Raw genomic sequence first — 19,196 nt, forward strand, 5'->3', positions numbered from 1 at the left:
GTGTAATTCAGGCCCTGCGGTGCCGCAATGCCACGACCTCTTCGGCTGCAGAAAGCAGCTGCCGTGCCGAATCGTCCCAGTTAAACGCGGCGGCACGCTCCACGGAGCTGCGTGAGCGCTGCTGCCACAGGGCCTCGTCACCGAGGGCGTTCACGGCAGCGGCGAAGTCCGTGGGCGAGCCCGGATCAACGTAACTGACGGCGTCGCCGCCAACTTCCCTGAAGATGGGGATGTCACTGGCAATCACGGGAGTTCCCAACGCCATGGCCTCCACCAGCGGCAGGCCGTAGCCCTCCGCACGGGAAAGGCTGATGAGTGCGGTTGCCCGGAGCAGGAGGGAGTCGTACTCGGCGTCCGTGACGCCGTTATGGAAGATGACCTTGGCCCCTTCCGGAACCAAAGCCTGCAGTTCTGTCTTGCGCTCGGCAGTGATGCGGCTCAAAAGGTGCAGGCTGTAATCCTGCAATCCGGCCATGCCCCGGATCATGGTTTCCACGTTCTTGTAGGGCATGAACGAGCCCATGTACAGCAGCGTCTTGTCAGCACCGGCCGTGGCATCGCGTGGTGTTTGTCCTGGTTGGGGAGCGTTCCCCACAATCCGCACAGGCCGATTGGTGAGCCTGTATTTGGCCATCAGGGCTTCGGTGGTGTGGCTGATGGTGGCCACGATGTCGGCCCGGTTCAACAGCAGCCGCTGCGGCCAGTAGGCCTTGTGGTACAGCCGCCAGAGAACACGTACCGGCGCAGGCAGGAAGCCCGGGGGAGCCGGGTGCTCATAGTAAATGAGGTCGTGGAGAGTGAGGACCAGTCCATACTTGCGCCCCCACGTGCCCATGGTCTGCATGGGGCACACCACGACGTCGGCGCCCAGGGGATTGACCTTTCGGGAAACGAACAGCTCCAAGGGAGAAAGAGGGCTGTTGATCAGGACGTAAGGGACGTCCGGCAACAGGGCGAGCTGCCGCTTGTCGCTGATGAGCATCGTGACGTCGGCGATTTTCGACACCGCGGCGATGAGGCTGGAACCGTACCGGCTGATGCCATCGTGGTGGTCCGTTCGGGTAAAGCGGGCGTCGATGACAATTTTCACGCGGGGTGTTCCTCCAGGAAGGCGCGGATCGCCGCTGCTGCGGGGACCGGAGTTTCGTAGTGGATCAAATGCCCGACGCCGGGAATGACTTCCAGCGTTGCATCCGGCAGGCGCTCCATAAGTTTGTGCTGGCTGGGGAGGGTGGCTATCTCGTCTTTTTCGCCGGCAACCAGCAGCACGGGCAGGTGCAGTTGCTCCGCGACGTCCGCTACGTTCCCCGAGACGGAGGCCTTGAATGATTCGAGCAGGCTCTTACGGTCCGCAAACGCGCTGAAATAGGCGTCATGCTGACCGTGGATGAAACGACGAAGTTCCTTGTCCTTGGTCTTGGCCATGGTGACACTCATGATCCGGACTATTGCGCGGTTTCGGAGAACCGCCAAGCCGACGCGGCGCGGGAGCTTTGCCGATGCCTGGTAGTACAAGACAGCAAGCTTGGTCATGATGCCCTTGGGTCCCTCCAGTGCAGGTGCTGCAATGGGGTTGATCAGGATCAGCGGGTACACCGCACCAGGATGCGCCGCGGCGAAGTGGCTTGCGATGATCGAGCCGAAGGAATGGCCCAGCAACACGGTCTTGGGTCCAAGGTCAAGTGCGGCCATGAAACCGGTGATGAAGTTCCCGTACCGTTCCACTGTATGTTCATCGCCAATGAACGGCTCCGAACTTCCGAAGGCTGGCAGGTCCGGCATGATGATCCGCATCTCGGGGAGCTGGTCCGCTACCCGCAACAAGCCGTGATGGTCACCCCTGAAGCCATGGATGACAAGGATGGTGCGGGTGCCCGGTGTTGCGGATACAGGCTCGTAGATCCAGTAGGCCACGGTGCTTCCGTCGACTTCCACTTCGGAGGCCCGCGTCCGGGAACGCAACTCTTTGCTGAAATATTGGGCGGGGGCCTGTGCGCCCTTGGGGGAGCGCCCGGTGTCCACTGAGTCCATACGGTTGTCCTACTTCACGTTGTCCGGGTGCGACCCGGTTCGATGATGGCGTTCCAGTCCGGCCATTCCGTCCATGTCAGCCGCGTCGAGTTCGAAGTCGAAGACTTCGTGGTTTTCCTTGATCCTGGCTGCCGAGCTGGCCTTGGGAATGACCAGGTTGCCCAGCTGCAGGTGCCAGCGCAGGATGATTTGCGCGGGAGTGCGGTTGTATTTTTCGGCCAGGGCGACTATGGCCGGGTCCGCCAGCACCTGGCCCCTGCCGAGGGGACTCCACGCCTCCGTGGCGATGCCCAGCTGCTGGTGCAGGAGCCGCAAACGGCCCTGCTGCAGCCAGGGGTGCAACTCGATCTGGTTAACTGCGGGGACAACTTCGGCCTTCTGCATGAGTTCATCCAGATGCCCTGGCTGGAAGTTGGACACCCCGATCGCCCGGACCTTGCCCTCCCTGTAAAGGGTCTCCATTGCCTTGTACGTTTCGACAAAGAGTCCCCGTTCGGCGCAAGGCCAGTGGATGAGGTAGAGGTCCACGTAGTCGAGCCCAAGATTGGAGATGGAGGTATCGAAAGCGCGGAGCGTGGAATCGTAGCCGTGGTCCTCGTTCCAGACCTTGGTGGTGACGAACACGTCCTCGCGTGCAAGGGTGTGGAGGGACTCGCCCGATCCGCCCGTGTCGCTGTTGTAGCGTGCTGCGTCTCCGATGGCGCCCCCCAGGGCGCGCCCCACACCTACTTCGTTTCCGTACATGGCCGCAGTGTCGAAGCGCCTGTAACCCTCGCCCAATGCGTTGGAGACCAGGCCATCGGCATTATTGGGCGGGACTTTATAGAGGCCGAATCCCAGACGTTCCATGGTGACGCCGTTGTTCAAGGCAAGCGGGCTGGGGGATCTCATAGCAATGACTCTACCCATTCCTTGCACGAATACTTCAGGAGTGCCCGTTGAAACTGACGAGGCGTCGTGCTGAGGCCTCATCCAAAATCAGGTCCGTGGCCAGGCCCGCGGCCAGAGCTCCTTGAAGCCCGTTGATTTTCGATGCCCCGGAAACCACGCAGATCCGCCGACGGACTTGCCGGAGTTGCTCGTGGCTTGGTCCGGTTGAGCGTTCGTTCAAGGTGATGCCGTCCGATGATCCATCGCTGCGGAAGAAGACTGTTGCGACATCGCCCACGACGTCGTCCGCGGCCAGCACAGTGAGGTCTTGTTCATCAAGGTAACCGCCGGCATACACGTGGCTCGGGTAGTCGGAGTCGACTGACCCCACACCGAAAATGGCAATGCTCATACGGGCTTGTAGATCCAGGATCCGTTGAACGCTGCGTTCATTCCACATGGCGGTCTTTGTAGCGGCGTGATCGAAGAATGCGGGTACGGGGAACTGTTCGACCCGTGCACCGTAGGCGCTCCCGAAACGGCGCATGATGTCGCTGGCATACGTGATGCCGGTGGTTTGCATGTTTCCAGCGCCATTGAGCTGGACCACGATGCTGTCGTGCGTCACCTTCCGGGTGAGGTGTCGGCTGACGGCGCTGAGGGTGGCGCCCCAGGCAACTCCAATAATGGCGTTCGAGTCCACCAGCGGCCCAATGGTCCGCGCAGCTTGCATGGCGACGCGGTCCAGGGTCTCGGCTTCGTTGAGCGTGTCCAGTACCGGTACCACGTGGACATCCACCCCGTACTGGCTCCGGATCTGACTTTCGAGCTCGGGTCCGGTATCGAAGGGGCTGCGGATCTGGACCTGGACAAGACCCGTTTCGCGGGCGGAGGAGAGGAGCCTGGAGACCGTGGACCGGGACGTCCGCAGCTCCCGGGCAATCGCATCCATGGTCAGGTCCTGCAAGTAATACATTTGTGCAGCCCGGAGTGCGTCCGAGTGACGTGATCGTGCCATCTCATTTCCTTCCTGCACGTTTGTGCAAATAGCTTGACTCCATTTTCCACCTTCGCAAGATTAGTGGTGAACGGTGCAGCAGCGAGTGGCGCAGCGCACGAACCAAGCCCAAGGGAGCAGTTTTGGGACACAACAGGATTTCCGGTACCTCACAGCACTCACAGCAGCGTGACTCCGTCGTCGCACTTCAGGAGCGGCCGACGGCGAAGGTACTCATCATCGGCGGTGGCATCAATGGTGTCGGAACCTTCCGGGACCTCGCACTGCAAGGCGTCGACGTCGCGCTCGTGGAACGCGGCGACTACTGCCAAGGAGCCAGCGGTGCGTCGTCGCACATGATCCACGGCGGCATCCGTTACCTCGAGAACGGCGAGTTCCGCCTTGTCCAGGAGTCCGTCGTTGAGCGCAACAGGCTGCTCCGCATTGCCCCGCACTACGTGAAGCCGCTGCAGACCACCATTCCGATCTTCAGTACCTTCTCGGGAATCCTCTCCGCTCCGACGCGCTTCCTCACCCACAAGCAGGGCAAGCCCAAGGAACGCGGTGCGTTCCTCATCAAGGTCGGCCTGAGCATGTATGACTTCTTCTCCCGCGACGGCGGCAGCGTTCCGCGCCACCAGTTCCGCGGACGGACCCGGGCACTTGCAGAGCTCCCCAAGCTGCACTCCGGCATCAAGTACGCCGCAACCTACTTCGATGCCTCCGTGCACAACCCTGAGCGCCTGACCCTGGACGTCCTGCAGGATGGCGAGAAGGCCGGCCTCGGCGGTGGACTTCCCGGAGGAAGCGCCCGTGCCAGCAACTACGTCTCTCTTGTCTCCATGGGAACGGACGGAGCCCGCCTGCGCGACGAACTGACCGGCAAGGAATTCGACTTCCAGGCCGACGTCATCGTCAACACCACTGGCGCATGGGTGGATCTCACCAACCAGGCCATGGGGGCTGCCAGCAGGTTCATGGGCGGCACCAAGGGTTCCCACATTGTCCTGGACCACCCCGAACTGCTTGCGGCCTGCAACGGCCGCGAGATCTTCTTCGAGCACACCGATGGGCGCATCGTGCTGATCTACCCGATGGGCGACCGCGTGCTGGTGGGTACCACCGACGTGGACGCAGATATGTCCGAGGACGCCGTCTGCACCGAAGAAGAAATCGACTACTTCTTCGACCTGGTGGGCCATGTCTTCCCCACCATCAAAGTGGAGCGCGACCAGATCGTCTACAGCTTCGCAGGTGTCCGTCCCTTGCCACGGCACGATGAGACCCAGCCAGGTTTCGTCTCCCGCGACTACCGCATCGAGCGCAACGTCCGCACCGGAAAAGACGCCGTGACAACGACAGGCGGCAAGGACGCCGTCGTACTCAGCCTGGTAGGCGGCAAGTGGACCACCTTCCGCGCTTTGGCGGAACACATGACGAACGACGTCCTGCGCGAACTGGGGATGGAGCGCAAGGTCTCGACGGCGAAACTCGCCATCGGCGGGGGCGCCGGCTTCCCGGATACGGAACAGGGCGAACAGGAATGGATCAAGAAGCACATGGGTCCGGGCTTGGACGCCGACCGTGTTGCCGTCCTGCTGACTCGTTACGGAACCCGGGCAGAGACCGTCATCGAGTACCTCAATGCCGGCCAGGACCAGCCGCTGCGTTCAACCCGCGAACTCAGTGTCCGTGAATTGGCCTTCATGGCCGAGCACGAGCAGATCGGACACCTGATAGATGTCCTCATCCGCAGGACATCCCTGGCGTTCCGTGGCCTCGTGACCGGGGAACTGCTCAACGAGATCGCCGCAGCACTGTCCGAGCCGCTTGGTTGGGATGCAGCAACGCGTGAGGCCGAGATCCGGCACGCACAGGAGGTTCTCCAAAGGTTCCACAAGGTGGACGTGCACAGCCTCGTAGCTTAGCCGGCACTGAAAACAGCTTGACCGTCCCACCACGCGGCAGGGACGGAATGGGGGTAGGTGGGCCCGTTCGGGGACCACCACACCGGGACGGTTCCGGAGACAACGGAACCGTCCCAACAGCCTCTTCACCCGCGAGGAGGCTGACAACAGAAAATAGAGGAGTCAAAGATGTCTCTTGGAATTGTTTTCCTTTCCGAAGTATTCGGAACCATGATGCTGACCCTGTTGGGTTGCGGTGTTGTGGCCAACGTTGCGCTCAAAGGCACCAAGGGCAACAATGCTGGATTCTTGATGGTGACGTGGGGCTGGGGTATTGCGGTCTTCGCGGGCGTTTTCGTGGCTGCCAAGTCCGGTGCGCACCTGAACCCGGCGGTCACCTTGGGCCTGCTGGTCAACGGCAAGGGGGAGTATGCGCCGGACGTAGCCGTCACTTTCGGCTCGACCCTGACCTATTTCGGTGGTGAACTCCTTGGCGCTTTCCTGGGCGCAGTGGTTTGCTGGCTCGCCTACAAGCAGCACTTCGATGAAGAGCCCCTGGCAGCTAACAAGCTGGGTACCTTCTCCACCGGCCCGGCCATCCGCTCAACTCCGTGGAACCTCATCACCGAAATCATCGGCACGTTTGTCCTGGTGTTCGTCATCCTGACCTTTGGCGGCACCCCCTCGGGCCTCGGGCCACTGGCCGTAGCGCTGCTCGTCGTAGGTATCGGCGTGTCCCTCGGTGGTCCTACCGGTTACGCCATCAATCCCGCACGTGACCTCGGGCCGCGCATCGCACACGCCGTCCTTCCCATCAAGGGCAAAGGTTCCAGCGACTGGGCCTACTCCTGGGTTCCTGTCGTAGGACCCCTGGTTGGCGGCGCCCTGGCCGGGCTCGTGGGCCTTTTGGTGCCGGGCATCATGCCGGCACTTGCCGGCTGAGCCCGCCAGCAGAAATCGTTCTTATCCGCACGCTTCAGATCCAACCGAGTAACCAACAAGAACAGACAAGGACGTCACAATGAACCAATACGTCATCGCCATTGACCAGGGCACCACCAGTTCGCGCGCCATCGTCTTCGACCACTCGGGGAACATTGTCTCCACCGGTCAGATGGAACACGAGCAGATCTTCCCGCAGGCCGGCTGGGTTGAGCACAACCCGGCGGAAATCTGGAACAACACCCGGGAAGTCATTGCCTCGGCACTGTCAAAGGCGAACCTGACACGGCACGACATTGCCGCCGTCGGCATTACCAACCAACGCGAAACGGCCGTGGTGTGGGACAAGAACACCGGCGAGGCTGTCTACAACGCCATTGTGTGGCAGGACACCCGCACACAGCCGATCGTCGACCAGTTGGCACAGGATGGAGGCCTTGAGCGGTTCAAGCAGAAGGTGGGCCTTCCCCTGGCTACCTACTTCTCCGGCACCAAGATCAAGTGGATCCTGGACAACGTTGACGGTGCCCGCGAGAAGGCCGAAGCGGGCGACCTCCTCCTCGGCAACACCGACGCCTGGGTCCTCTGGAACCTGACCGGCGGTGTCGACGGCGGCGTGCACGTCACCGACGTCACCAACGCTTCGCGCACCCTCTTCATGGACCTTGAGACCCTGCAATGGGACCAGGAAATCCTGGACATCTTCGGTGTTCCGGCGTCCATGATGCCCACCATCAAGTCCTCCTCCGAGGTTTACGGCCAGGTCCACACCTCGCAGCTGCTGCGCGAGACCCCTGTTGCCGGCATTCTGGGTGACCAGCAGGCCGCCACATTCGGCCAGGCCGCCTTCCAGCCGGGCGAAGCGAAGAACACCTATGGCACCGGTTGCTTCCTGATCTTCAACACCGGCGAGGAAATCGTCCACTCCAAGAACGGCCTCCTCACCACCCTTGGCTACAAGCTGGGTGACGAGAAGCCGCACTACGCCCTTGAAGGTTCCATTGCCGTGACGGGTTCGCTCATCCAGTGGCTGCGCGACAACCTGGGCATGATCAGTTCAGCCCCGGAGGTCGAGCAACTCGCCGCCGCGGTGGAAGACAACGGTGGCGTCTACATCGTCCCCGCCTTCTCCGGCCTCTTCGCCCCGTACTGGCGCGCCGACGCCCGCGGCGCAATCGTGGGCCTTACGCGGTTCGCCAACAAGGGCCACATCGCCCGTGCCGCCCTGGAAGCCACCGCTTTCCAGACCCGCGAGGTACTTGACGCCGTCAACGCCGACTCGGGCGTTCCGCTCACCGAGTTGAAGGTCGACGGCGGCATGGTCGCCAACGAGGCACTGATGCAGTTCCAGGCCGACATCCTCGGTGTGCCCGTGGTTCGCCCGAAGGTCGTGGAAACCACGGCGCTCGGTGCTGCTTACGCCGCTGGGCTTGCTGTCGGATTCTGGAAGGACCTTGGCGAGCTCAGCGCGAACTGGAACGAGGACAAGCGCTGGGAGCCGCAGTTGCCGGCGGAGGAACAGGAGCGCCAGCTGCGACTCTGGAAGAAGGCAGTGACCAAGTCCATGGACTGGGTCGACGAGGACGTTAAGTAAGCATCACTCGACAGACCTGACGCCTTAGCCGTTATGGGGGCCCCGCCCGCTTCGCGGACGCCCGAAGCCGTTCCCGGGCCCCCATAACGGCACGGCGTCAGCGAGCCGGCCTTTCCTAAGCCGCTCGATGCGACTGGGCTGGGGGATCGTGCGCTATTGTAGATCTATGCGTGCGATCCTTCTGCTTAGCTAGCCGCCCGGCTTTATCAGCCGTGCGGCCGCCCCTCCATTGTTGAGGGGCTTTTGTGTGTCCGGGGCATTCCGGGCCGCAGCAGGAGGCAATACCGCCATCGAAGAACAGAAGAGGGCAGCAGTGAGCGTTCAGCCGGAGACAGAGACCGGAACAGCACAGACAGCCGCAGCCGAAGCGCCTGAAGAAGGCGTCTACAGCTTCGCTGCGATGGAAGCCAAGTGGCCGCAGGTCTGGGAGGACCTCAAAGTCTTCACGCCTGCCGACGACGGCTCGCGCGAACGCCGCTATGTGCTGGACATGTTCCCCTACCCTTCCGGTGACCTTCACATGGGCCACGCCGAAGCGTTTGCGATGGGTGACGTCGTCGCACGTTACCTGCGCCAGAAGGGCTTCGACGTCCTGCACCCCATCGGCTGGGACTCTTTCGGCCTGCCCGCCGAGAACGCAGCCATCAAGCGCAACGCCCACCCCAGCGAGTGGACCTATGCCAACATCGACACCCAGGCGGCATCGTTCAAGCGCTACGCCATCTCGGCTGACTGGTCGCGCCGCATCCACACCTCGGACCCTGAGTACTACCGGTGGACCCAGTGGTTGTTCAAGCGCTTCTACGAGCGTGGACTGGCCTACCGCAAGGATTCCCCGGTCAACTGGTGCCCCAAGGACCTCACCGTCCTGGCCAACGAGCAGGTAGTCAATGGTGCCTGTGAGCGCTGTGGCACGCCGGTCACCAAGAAGTCCCTGAACCAGTGGTACTTCAAGATCACTGACTACGCCGACCGCCTGCTCGAAGATATGGACCAGCTGCAGGGCCACTGGCCCGAGCGCGTGCTGGCCATGCAGCGCAACTGGATCGGCCGGTCCGAAGGTGCCCACGTGCGCTTCGTCATCGAAGCCACGGAAGAGCGGGCCGAGCGCGAAGTCACCGTCTTCACCACCCGTCCCGACACCCTCTACGGCGCAACGTTCTTCGTCGTCGCAGCTGATGCACACCTGGCGCTGGATCTGGTGACCCCGGAGCAGCACGACGAACTCATGGCATACCGCGAGAAGGTCAAGGCCCTCTCGGAGATCGAACGTCAGTCCACCGAGCGCGAGAAGACCGGTGTCTTCACGGGCCGTTACGCCATCAACCCGCTCAACGGTGAAAAGCTGCCGGTGTGGGCCGCAGACTACGTGTTGGCCGACTACGGCACGGGTGCCATCATGGCGGTACCCGCCCACGACCAGCGCGACCTCGACTTCGCCAAGGCCTTCAACCTGCCCGTACGCCCTGTGCTTGAAACCGGCGACGAGAACCCGGCCGAGACCGGTGTGGCAACCGCCGGCGAAGGCACGCTCATCAACTCCGGCGAGCTGGACGGACTGTCCAAGGCCGAAGCCATTCCGGCAGCCATCCAGATCCTGGAAAAGCTCGGAACCGGCGAAAAGTTCGTCAACTTCCGGTTGCGTGACTGGCTGCTGAGCCGTCAGCGTTTCTGGGGCACGCCCATCCCGATCATCCACTGTGGTGAATGCGGCGAAGTACCCGTGCCCGATGACCAGCTGCCGGTCCGGCTTCCCGACAACCTGCGTGGCGAAGCGCTGGCCCCGAAGGGGACCTCCCCGCTGGCCGCCGCCGTCGAGTGGGTCAACGTTGAATGCCCCAACTGTGGACGTGCTGCCCAGCGCGACACGGACACCATGGACACCTTCGTGGACTCCTCCTGGTACTTCCTGCGCTTTGTATCGCCCCAGTACACCGAGGGCCCCTTTGATCCTGAGAAGATCAATGACTGGATGCCCGTGGGCCAGTACGTAGGTGGCGTGGAGCACGCCATCCTGCACTTGCTGTACGCCCGGTTCTTTACCAAGGTCATCAAGGACATTGGACTGATCGAGGCCAACGAGCCGTTCTCTGCGCTCCTGAACCAGGGGCAGGTGCTCAACGGCGGCAAAGCCATGAGCAAGTCCCTCGGCAACGGCGTGGACCTCGGTGAGCAGCTGGACAAGTTCGGCGTCGACGCCGTCCGCCTCACCATGGTCTTTGCCTCCCCACCGGAAGAAGACGTCGACTGGGCGGATGTATCGCCGTCGGGTTCGGCCAAGTTCCTGGCCCGTGCCTGGCGCCTTGGCCAGGACGTCAGCAGCGAGCCCGGTGTCGACCCGGCCGCGGGCGACCGTGCCCTGCGCACGGTGACCCACAAGACCATTGCCGACGCTGCCGAGCTCTTGGACAACAACAAGTTCAACGTCGTTGTGGCACGCCTCATGGAGTTGGTCAACGCCACCCGCAAGACCATTGACTCCGGTGCAGGCGCAGCGGACCCCGCCGTCCGCGAGGCAGTCGAAGCCGTTGCCGTCATCCTGAGCCTCTTCGCTCCGTACACCGCTGAGGACCTCTGGAACGCGCTGGGGCACCCGGCATCCGTGGCAAACGCCGGCTGGCCCACCCACGATGAAGCCCTGCTGGTCCAGGACACCGTCACTGCCGTGGTCCAGGTCCAAGGCAAGGTCCGTGATCGTCTGGAAGTGTCTCCTGACGTCGCCGAAGACGAGCTCCGCGAGCTCGCCTTGGCTTCGGAAAACGTGCAGCGCGCACTGGACGGCCGTGGCATCCGCACCGTGATCGTGCGGGCACCTAAACTGGTGAACATCGTTCCTGCCTAGCGGGGACTGTGCGGCCGCCGGCACTGTGCCGGCGGCCGGCCATCATCTTTGGAGGTTGCGTGCCTGAGCGAGAACCACCCGCTTGGATGTGGCTCAAGGAAAGAGTTGCGCGCCTCCGGCAACCAGCGGCGGCGGTTCCTGCCGCGGACGAGCCACTTGCCGCCGTCGTCAAGACTGCCGTGGTCACCGATTCAGCAGCCGCGCTGCCCGCGGACTGGGTTTCCGCTTTTACGGCCGACGGTCGTCTGGCCGTTGTTCCCATGCCGGTGATGGTGGGGAATGAGATCTATGGCGAAGGTGAAGACGACATCACCCAGACGTTGTCGTTGGCACTCGCTTCGGGCGCCTCGGTAAAAACCTCGCGGCCATCGCCTGGGCAATTTGAGCAGGCGTATCTGGCGGCCCAACGCCGTGGATTTGAGTCAGTGGTCTCCATCCATATTTCTTCCGAGCTCTCAGGAACCGCCGACGCCGCCCGCCTGGCTGCGGCCCGCGTGACGATTCCCGTGGAAGTCGTTGATTCCCGCACAGTGGGCATGGCCCTGGGGATGGGTGTTCAAAGCGCTGTCGTTGCCGCGGCCGACGGTCGAGGGGCTGCCGAGGTCCGGGGCTTCGCCGTGGAGCGCATGGAACGTACCAAGGTGTACTTCTACGTCCCCAGCCTGGAGCAGCTGAGGCGGGGTGGGCGTATCGGCGGGGCTGCGTCGCTCTTAGGTACGGTGCTGGCCATCAAGCCGATATTGGCGGTCGACGGCGGCAAGATCGTGCCGCTCGAGAAGGTGCGTTCCGCTGTGCGCGCCATAGCCCGTCTCGAGGAGATCGTTGCTGCCGACGTTGCCTCCCGCCCGTCAGGCCAACAACGCTTGGCAGTCCATCATTTCGGCAACCAAATCGAGGCCGAAGCCCTGGCTGCGCGGTTGAACGAAAACTGCCCGGACTGCCCGGCGCCGCAGATCAGTGCCTTGCCCGCCGTCCTGGCCGCGCATGCCGGGCTTGGAGTTCTGGCGGTTATTGTGGGGGAGAGCAGCACGCCGGCGGGATGACATCGGGGCAAAACTTTCCGCCGACTCTTCTGCGTGTGGAGTGCTGCGGGAGCCGTGCTGGCGGTGGCAACTTCAATCTGTTCCGGTTATCCACATAGCGCTGAAACCGCGCGGCGGGGCCGCGTAACCGGCCGTAGGCTCGGTTCATGCCACGCTGGAATCGCGACGTATCACCAGACGCCGCAGCGCGGGCCGCGCGGGAGCGGTTTGCCGCCCGAATGATCCCTGACGGCGGCGGTCAACCGTTGTTGGACCTGGCTGATGCCCCTGATCCCGAGGCAGCCACAGGCGATTTGGACTCGCTGTTGGCAGGGGGAGAGGACCATAGTCAGCCTGGAACTCGGCTGCGGTGGCGCACATCCTGGAGGGTTGCTGCGCTCCTTGCCGTGGTGGGTGCTTCACTCGTTGCTTGGCACCTCTGGCAGCTCGCAGACGGACAAGCAACCTCGGAGCCGTTAAGCGAGGCTGGGGCATCGACAGGTCCGACCAGCCCGGGTACCACCACAAGAGCAGAAGTGACTGACTCCCCGGACTCTTTGCCTGCGGCCCCGGAAGGGGGCGCAGGGGTGGTCGTTGTCCATGTGGCCGGTGCGGTGGGCAAGCCCGGGGTTGTCTCTTTGCCGCAGGGGAGCCGGGTGTTCCAGGCCATCAGTGCCGCCGGTGGGGCTGCGCCGAACGCCGAGCTGGCGGCCCTCAACCTCGCCGAAGTGCTCACGGACGGAAGCAAACTGTACGTCCCCCTGGTGGGAGAGGCGGCTCCACCAACGGCGTCCTCCGGTACCGGTAACGGGATCGCCAGCGGGGCAACTCGTCCTCCAGCAGTTGGCGCCAAGATCAATATCAACACGGCGTCATTGGAGGAACTCGGGACATTGCCGCGGGTAGGGCCAGTCACAGCACGGCGGATACTGGATTGGCGCAAGGAGCACGGAGCGTTCACGTCCGTGGACGAACTTGATGCGGTGGATGGAATCGGGCCCAAGCTCATGGAGTCACTCAAGGACCTTGTGACGGTGCAAGGTGGCTGAGGCCAGGGCCGAAACAGAGCCAGCCAAGCGAACGGATCTCAGGCTGGTGCCCGCCGTCGCCACCTCCTGGGGTGCGGCGCTGGTGGGCAGCTTCAATGGGGCCCTTTGGTCTTGGGCAACGGCCGGGGTCCTGGCGTTCGCCGCAGCGGTCCTGATGATCGGTGGACGCCGCCGGCAACCCGCCGGAACCCGCGCCAGGACACTGCCGGCAACCTTTGCACTGGCGTGTTTCATGGGCGCCTCAGTTGCAGTCCACTGCGCTGCCGTAGCAACCCAGCGCGAGGCCGGACCCCTGGCGGAGGCAGTCGCGGGCAAGGACGGCGTGGTCATCCAGCTCCTGATCAAGGCAAGCCCCAAGGAAGCGAGCGTGCCGGGTCATACAGGTGCATCCAGATGGACAGTGGAGGCCACCATGAAGGAAGTCACCGCCAAGGGCACAGTGACGCGGGGAGCCGCCGAGGTCGTGGTGACCGGAGGCGATTCGTGGAAGGAGGTGCAACCCGGCCAACTTGTCAGAACCACCGGGATCCTGAAGGAAGTGCGGGAGGGGCAAACAGAAGCAGCTATTCTGTCGGCGTCGTCCGGACCCGTCGTGATCCGCTCACAGTTCGATGTCCGTCAATCGGCAGGACAGCTTAAGCAAGCGTTTGTCAGCGCCACACAATGGTTGCCTGCTGACGCTGCCGGGCTTTTGCCGGGGATGGTTACGGGAGATACCAGTGCGATGCCGGAGAGCCTCGGTACCGATATGAAGACCACCGGTATGACCCATTTGACTGCCGTTAGCGGCTCCAATTGCAGCTTAATCCTTGGAGGGTTCATCGTCATGGCGCGGTCGTTCCGGCTGTCGCGCCCGCTCTCCGCCGCCTTGGCGGCAAGCGGACTGGCGGGGTTCGTTGTCATGGTCGGTCCTGATCCGAGTGTGTTGCGTGCAGCCGTCATGGGGGCCGTAGGTCTGGCCGCCCTGGCAGGCGGGCTACGCGGACGATCCCTCACATTCCTTTGCGTTGCCACAGCGGTCCTGTTGCTTATTGACCCGGCTATGGCTGGGAACGTGGGTTTCCTCCTGTCCGTGCTGGCCACTCTCGGTATCGTGCTCTTAGCCCGCCGGATTGCCTCCTGGATCCCTGCCCGCGTTCCCAGGTGGATCGCTGCCGGAGTGGCAGTTCCCTTGTCCGCCCAGCTGCTGTGTGGCCCCGTCATCGTGGCACTCCAGCCGCAATTTACGCCGTATTCATTCCTAGCCAATGTAGTGGCCGGTCCTTTGGTGGCCCCAGTGACCATTCTCGGTACGATCGCTGTTCCACTGGCCGCGTTGGCGCCCTGGTTGGCGGTGGTGCCCGTGGCAGTCGCCGGTGGATGTGCAGCGGCGGTTGCGGGCGTGGCCAGGTATTTCGCGGGCCTGCCCGGGGCGGCACTGCCGTGGGCCGACGGGCCCGTAGGGATCGCTTCAATGCTTACGTTCTCGGCCGTCGCCGTCCTGATGACGTGGAGCGTACTCCATCCGGCAGCGTTCCTCCGCACTGTGCTGGCCTTTCACGGCAGGATCATGAAAGGCCTGGAATCCCTGGAACGACGTGTCCCGCGTCGTGCGAATCCAAGGGGTGCCGTTCGAAGCCAACGCCGCAGGCATGGCAGACCTAAAGCCAGTGGCTGCTGCCCAAAACGCGAGAACCAAGAAAATCCCGACAAATAACACCGAGTGGCGTGACGCCCGCGCCCGCCGCTGTAGCGCTGGCCGCCGGATCTGAGGAGTACTTGGGAATTCGTGCGATGGACCTGGTCAGCTCCACAACCCCGGACCTGGAGCTGATCAGGTCCACGCGGGATTCTATGAGGGTGGCTCCCTGGATATGCAGTCATGGGGTCTTATGCCGCTGTTCACGGGGTCTTTGGCCGCTGTAAGCGCGGCCGGGCTGATTGTTTCATATCCGGTGGTTAGGAGCTTGCCCAGCCGGCTTTGTCGTCTCTGGCGGTGGCAATTCGAGCCAATGTCACTTTGCCAACTTCCCCTAAGACCATGGGGACATCCAGGTTGGCGAATCGAATAAGAACGGAACAAACTGTGAGCACCAATCGCACACTAGTCATCGTCGCGCACCCGAATCTCGAAGACTCCCGAGCCAACGCCGCCCGGCTGGCAGAGATGCAGACCTTGGCCGACGTCACCGTCCATGACTTGTACGGGAGATATCCCAACTTTGAGATCGATGTTGCCCGTGAACAGCAGTTGCTGCGAGATCACGAAACGCTAATCCTGCAGTTCCCGCTGTGCTGGTACAACGTCACACCGCTAATGAAGGCATGGTTCGATGCCGTTCTGAACTACGGATTTGCTTTCACACTTGATGGCTCGGCCTCTGAACTCAACGGCAAGAAGGCCTGGTTGGCAGTATCGGTCGGCAGTGCCATGGACACTTATACATCAGAAGGCGTCGCCCGGCGGAGCCTTGATGAGTACCTGGCTCCCGTCCGCCAAACCCTTGAGTTCTGCCAATTCGACTATCAAGGTTTCCACCCTGTCTACGGCATGATGCTCAACCCCACAAACGAGGACCTCGTGCTGGACGCCAAAGGGTACGGACGACTCGTTGCGACCGGTGGTTCCCCCGTCAGCTGACACTTATAGCCGCCGGTACGGCAGCGGCCTGGATGGGCGATGCATTGAATGCTTGGTGCCTTTGGTTCATTGATCGCCCGCGAGGAGCCGGGGGATTACTTCTGTTCCAGGCGAAGATGCTTCTACTGGCATGTGAAAACTGATTCCAATCCGTGGCTCACAACATAATGACTATTATGTTTTGAGCCACGGAATGTTGGGGGCTGGGCTGAGGAATTGCGCCACCGCGCGGAGTGCGTTTCTGACAACCTAGGTGCAGTAGGCACTGGCGCTATTGCTCCCCGCCGACTCCGATAGCCCGATGGTCGCACCCGTCCGGACTCTGCGTTTTGGACACGGGTGCGCCTTCTAGCACGGCTTTAGATCTCATTCAGGCGAGAGATCTGCGGGAGCGGGACCATTCTTGCCGAAGGATCCTGAATATCAGAATAATGAGAAAGACATGGAAGAGCGCCAGAAGGATCCTCGCGGGCCCTGTAAGAAAGATGAACGACAACACAGCAGATAGCGCGGAAAAAACTATGGCGGCGGTGAGGGGTTGCCGGCTCATTGTTCTCAGATTTAGCAAGTTCCAGACTCCCACGACGAGGCCGAAAAGGGACACCACCGCGAAGGACGCGACCACGGCCACGACCGTGGCGTTCCATCCCGTAATTGCAGGCGTTCCTACGGTCTGATGGTTCTGGAATTTCTCCTTCAAGTCGACAGTATTCATAAACGTAATCCAGCCAGCGCTGCAGCCCATGATCAGGTCTATGAATCCCAGGCAGTACCGTTGGAACCGCGTTTCCCCGTCCGGAACTAGTGGAAGGGCTTCCTCGACCGGTACCGTTTCTTCGCCAGCTTCCCTTGTGGAACCGGTGGGGGCCATTTCCGGTTGTTGTTCCTGGTTCAATTATTGTGACCTCTCGCGTGCAGCGGGCGTTACCCGCAGATTTGGCTGAAGTGTATCCCCTTCAGCTCGAGCCAACGGATTGATGAGGCGTGCTGTCGAATGACATCGCCGCCTCCGTCGCGATACCAACTCACTTCTTTCTTTCAACAGATTCAGGACGGATGCGCTGAGGCCGTGGCAGCGAGACCTGCTTCCTTTGCAAATGAATTACACGGTGCAGATCTCGTCTGGACACAGAAATCGGAGTCGCGGCTACAAAGGTTCATGATTTTGGGCGTCTTGAGTAGCACGTTGGCGGAGCGCTTCGCGATCATCCCAGAACTTGGAGCCGACGAAGGCACCGCACAAGGGCCCGATCAGTGCCAAGACTCCCACTACAACCGGGTTAGGAGCTTCTCCTCTAAGGAAAAGAAGAGTCACCCAAGCTACGGGTGCCACAACAAGAGTTGCTACGACGGCGACAAGGACAACAAAGGTCGGCTTCTTCATGGACGAATCTTTCTTAAGTGTCAGTGACCTTCTTAATCGTTGGTCGACGCCAGAATCTGGACCAAATCGTCCCGCAACTCCGTAACAACTGTCTTCTCCACACCTATGCGAGAGCCAAATTCCCAGTCATCGATAACCGCAAGCGCTTCCTCGATGCACTTTTTGAGCAACACAATGTCATTTAGAACGAGAGCGACATGTATATCATAAGAATAACTATTTCCATCCTCATATAATTCAAGATCAGTATTTCCCATGAGGATACCGTCGTAGATTGATAGTAAGTAGTCAGTAAGATTTTCGATTTCTCGCACTGGGGCAACAAGGCCCTGCTTTGAGGCCTTTTTAGCAACTACCGACATAGCTTCATTGGCACACTGGCTGAGTATCCTGAGCTCTTCTGGAGTTACCAGCAGGCTGATAGGCCCTTGAACTGTCGGCCTTGATAGCGAAGTCCGTATCAACGCTGCCTCTTAAAGTAGTCGAAAGTTTCACGGTGAGCTGAACCGCCATCTGGATCCTTAGGATTACGAACTACAAAGGTGCCGTCGTACCAGTAGCCAGTTCGCCCGAGCCCCAAGGACTTTGATTCACCTTTCAGTATGACCTCCTCGATCAAACCTGCAAACTGGGCTCTTGTCCGCACATGAGGATACTCGCCCTTTTGGACGACATGCTTGTCGTACGCATGCCCAGAAGCGATCTCCTGACCTGCCAGCTGGGCACTTAGTTGACCCGCGCTGGCTACGCTAGTGGCCGCCGAACGTGCCGCTGCTTCGGCTTGGGCTGCCCGACTTAGGCTCGCTGTAGCCTCGACGCTGGCGGCGTGCATGACGGCCTTTGCTGCAGCCAGGGCTGCGCCTGTGTCCGCCCCGTGTGTGTCTCCGGTAGATTGACCGCCTTGGCGCACAGCTGGTGAGGTGAAGCGGGTTCCTCCCAGGGCGGAAGCCAGGTAGCCTCCGCCGATGCCTCCAGCCACGGAAAGGACTGCGCTTGTGGGGTAGGAGATGAAGACGTCACCCGAGGCGTAGACGGCCGGTTGGTAGCTCATTGGTCCGCCGCTCGCGGACGAAGCTGCGCTGGAACCTGATCCTTGCAAAGCGGGGGCCGGCCCGCTCCACGATCATGACGTGGTCTAGTGGATCCATGCCGACGAATATCGAAATCAAAGCGCGCGTGGACAGTCTCGAAGTGTTGTTGCCGGCAGTGGCGTCTTTGGCGGACTCGGGACCCGAGTATGTCATGCAGGACGATACCTTCTTCTCCTGCCCAAACGGGCGGATCAAGCTCCGAGTTCTCGGCGAGAACCACGGGGCGCTGATCTACTACCGCAGGGCTGACGATTCCGGGCCGAAGCCTTCGTACTACGTCCATTCAGAAACCTCGGACCCGGAGGGTCTCAGGTCAGTCCTGGCGATTGCCTACGGTGAAGCGGGGCGCGTTCGAAAACGCCGTACCGTGTTTCGCATCGGTCAGACCAGCGTCCATCTGGATCAGGTCGACGGGCTGGGCGACTTTGTGGAGCTGGAGGTTAGCGTTGGAGGCGCGCTGGAGTCTGACGCTGCGGTGTCAGAAGCTCTGCGGCTCCTCGTAGCGTTCGGTATTGAGGACAGCGCGCTTGTGAAGGGCGCTTACTTGGACCTCCTCGATGCTGCCAGCATCACGCAAGTCCGGTGAAGGATTGGCTTACGCCGGCGTTTGAGAGGACTCTGGACGAGGTTCACCAAAAATCATATCAACGGACATCCAGTCGGGGGGCTCGTACTGAGGATCCATTGGATCGGGGTGGAATACTCCGTTGGGAAGGTTCGTTCCGGAGTAGGTCCCGTCAGGCAAGAAGATAAGCCTTGCCACCTGCCCTTGTGGGCCTGTGGCCACCCATGTGCCCTCCACCTCGGACGCGCTGATCTCCACTCCATCCGAGAAGTAGCAACCCGT

Annotated in this window: 16 protein-coding genes; 9 read left to right on the top strand and 7 right to left on the bottom strand. The window is 61.7% G+C overall.

From position 1 onward, the window contains the following. Positions 1–7: 7 nt before the first annotated feature. From ACFVSI_RS06550 to ACFVSI_RS06565, 4 genes are read right to left on the bottom strand one after another with little or no spacing between them, the layout of a single operon-like run. Complete coding sequence (locus ACFVSI_RS06550) at positions 8–1,090, bottom strand: glycosyltransferase family 4 protein (RefSeq protein ID WP_387821027.1); 1,083 nt, start codon at positions 1,088–1,090, stop codon at positions 8–10. Then, the gene (locus tag ACFVSI_RS06555; protein WP_387821030.1) at positions 1,087–2,031 is read right to left on the bottom strand and encodes an alpha/beta fold hydrolase; all 945 of its coding nucleotides are present in this window, start codon (positions 2,029–2,031) and stop codon (positions 1,087–1,089) included. Before ACFVSI_RS06555 ends, ACFVSI_RS06550 begins: the two co-directional genes overlap by 4 nt. Positions 2,032–2,040: 9 nt before the next feature. Then, positions 2,041–2,922, bottom strand: a complete 882-nt coding sequence (locus ACFVSI_RS06560) for an aldo/keto reductase (RefSeq protein ID WP_387821033.1) — start codon at positions 2,920–2,922, stop codon at positions 2,041–2,043. A gap of 34 nt (positions 2,923–2,956) precedes the next feature. Continuing rightward, positions 2,957–3,919, bottom strand: a complete 963-nt coding sequence (locus ACFVSI_RS06565; RefSeq protein WP_387821036.1) for a sugar-binding transcriptional regulator — start codon at positions 3,917–3,919, stop codon at positions 2,957–2,959. 122 nt (positions 3,920–4,041) lie between these two features. Between ACFVSI_RS06565 and ACFVSI_RS06570 the strand changes: the two genes are divergently transcribed. The 8 genes from ACFVSI_RS06570 to ACFVSI_RS06605 all read left to right on the top strand — a co-directional run bounded on the left by ACFVSI_RS06570 (position 4,042) and on the right by ACFVSI_RS06605 (position 15,874). Beyond that, the gene (locus tag ACFVSI_RS06570; protein WP_387821039.1) at positions 4,042–5,826 is read left to right on the top strand and encodes a glycerol-3-phosphate dehydrogenase/oxidase; all 1,785 of its coding nucleotides are present in this window, start codon (positions 4,042–4,044) and stop codon (positions 5,824–5,826) included. A gap of 168 nt (positions 5,827–5,994) precedes the next feature. Beyond that, on the top strand, positions 5,995–6,747 hold the full coding sequence (locus tag ACFVSI_RS06575) for an MIP/aquaporin family protein (protein WP_274262826.1): 753 nt from the start codon (positions 5,995–5,997) through the stop codon (positions 6,745–6,747). 79 nt (positions 6,748–6,826) lie between these two features. After that, positions 6,827–8,341, top strand: a complete 1,515-nt coding sequence (glpK, locus tag ACFVSI_RS06580; protein ID WP_387821043.1) for a glycerol kinase GlpK — start codon at positions 6,827–6,829, stop codon at positions 8,339–8,341. A 313-nt stretch (positions 8,342–8,654) separates the two neighbouring features. After that, a complete protein-coding gene (gene leuS, locus ACFVSI_RS06585) occupies positions 8,655–11,183 on the top strand; it encodes a leucine--tRNA ligase (protein ID WP_387821376.1) in 2,529 nt (842 codons plus the stop codon). Positions 11,184–11,191: 8 nt separating this feature from the next. Next, positions 11,192–12,226: a DegV family protein gene (locus ACFVSI_RS06590; protein ID WP_387821046.1), complete on the top strand. Its 1,035-nt coding sequence runs from the start codon at positions 11,192–11,194 to the stop codon at positions 12,224–12,226. Positions 12,227–12,372: 146 nt separating this feature from the next. Continuing rightward, positions 12,373–13,254, top strand: coding sequence for a helix-hairpin-helix domain-containing protein (locus ACFVSI_RS06595; protein WP_387821049.1), 882 nt, complete (start codon positions 12,373–12,375; stop codon positions 13,252–13,254). Continuing rightward, complete coding sequence (locus ACFVSI_RS06600) at positions 13,247–14,950, top strand: ComEC/Rec2 family competence protein (protein WP_387821052.1); 1,704 nt, start codon at positions 13,247–13,249, stop codon at positions 14,948–14,950. Before ACFVSI_RS06595 ends, ACFVSI_RS06600 begins: the two co-directional genes overlap by 8 nt. A 369-nt stretch (positions 14,951–15,319) precedes the next feature. Then, positions 15,320–15,874 carry an NAD(P)H-dependent oxidoreductase gene (locus ACFVSI_RS06605; RefSeq protein WP_387821055.1) on the top strand — a complete coding sequence of 185 codons (555 nt, stop codon included), beginning with the start codon at positions 15,320–15,322 and terminating at the stop codon, positions 15,872–15,874. Between the two features lie 370 nt (positions 15,875–16,244). Here the strand turns inward: ACFVSI_RS06605 and ACFVSI_RS06610 are convergent, their stop codons facing one another. The 3 genes from ACFVSI_RS06610 to ACFVSI_RS06620 form a co-directional block, all read right to left on the bottom strand. Then, the gene (locus tag ACFVSI_RS06610) at positions 16,245–16,745 is read right to left on the bottom strand and encodes a hypothetical protein (protein ID WP_387821058.1); all 501 of its coding nucleotides are present in this window, start codon (positions 16,743–16,745) and stop codon (positions 16,245–16,247) included. 545 nt (positions 16,746–17,290) lie between these two features. Further along, positions 17,291–17,722, bottom strand: coding sequence for a hypothetical protein (locus ACFVSI_RS06615; protein ID WP_387821061.1), 432 nt, complete (start codon positions 17,720–17,722; stop codon positions 17,291–17,293). Next, positions 17,719–18,309: a hypothetical protein gene (locus ACFVSI_RS06620; protein WP_387821064.1), complete on the bottom strand. Its 591-nt coding sequence runs from the start codon at positions 18,307–18,309 to the stop codon at positions 17,719–17,721. Before ACFVSI_RS06620 ends, ACFVSI_RS06615 begins: the two co-directional genes overlap by 4 nt. Positions 18,310–18,404: 95 nt before the next feature. Here ACFVSI_RS06620 and ACFVSI_RS06625 point away from each other — a divergent pair, with 95 nt between their 5' ends. After that, positions 18,405–18,935, top strand: coding sequence for a class IV adenylate cyclase (locus tag ACFVSI_RS06625; RefSeq protein ID WP_387821067.1), 531 nt, complete (start codon positions 18,405–18,407; stop codon positions 18,933–18,935). The last annotated feature ends 261 nt before the right edge of the window (positions 18,936–19,196 follow it).

Source organism: Paenarthrobacter sp. NPDC057981 (assembly GCF_042886835.1).
Lineage (GTDB): Bacteria > Actinomycetota > Actinomycetes > Actinomycetales > Micrococcaceae > Arthrobacter.

Coding starts and splice junctions, on each gene's coding strand:
- ACFVSI_RS06555 (WP_387821030.1), bottom strand. CDS start 2,031: ATGGACTCAGTGGACACCGGGCGCTCCCCCAAGGGCGCACAGGCCCCC.
- ACFVSI_RS06560 (WP_387821033.1), bottom strand. CDS start 2,922: ATGAGATCCCCCAGCCCGCTTGCCTTGAACAACGGCGTCACCATGGAA.
- ACFVSI_RS06565 (WP_387821036.1), bottom strand. CDS start 3,919: ATGGCACGATCACGTCACTCGGACGCACTCCGGGCTGCACAAATGTAT.
- ACFVSI_RS06575 (WP_274262826.1), top strand. CDS start 5,995: ATGTCTCTTGGAATTGTTTTCCTTTCCGAAGTATTCGGAACCATGATG.
- glpK (WP_387821043.1), top strand. CDS start 6,827: ATGAACCAATACGTCATCGCCATTGACCAGGGCACCACCAGTTCGCGC.
- ACFVSI_RS06595 (WP_387821049.1), top strand. CDS start 12,373: ATGCCACGCTGGAATCGCGACGTATCACCAGACGCCGCAGCGCGGGCC.
- ACFVSI_RS06610 (WP_387821058.1), bottom strand. CDS start 16,745: ATGGCCCCCACCGGTTCCACAAGGGAAGCTGGCGAAGAAACGGTACCG.
- ACFVSI_RS06620 (WP_387821064.1), bottom strand. CDS start 18,309: ATGAGCTACCAACCGGCCGTCTACGCCTCGGGTGACGTCTTCATCTCC.
- ACFVSI_RS06625 (WP_387821067.1), top strand. CDS start 18,405: ATGCCGACGAATATCGAAATCAAAGCGCGCGTGGACAGTCTCGAAGTG.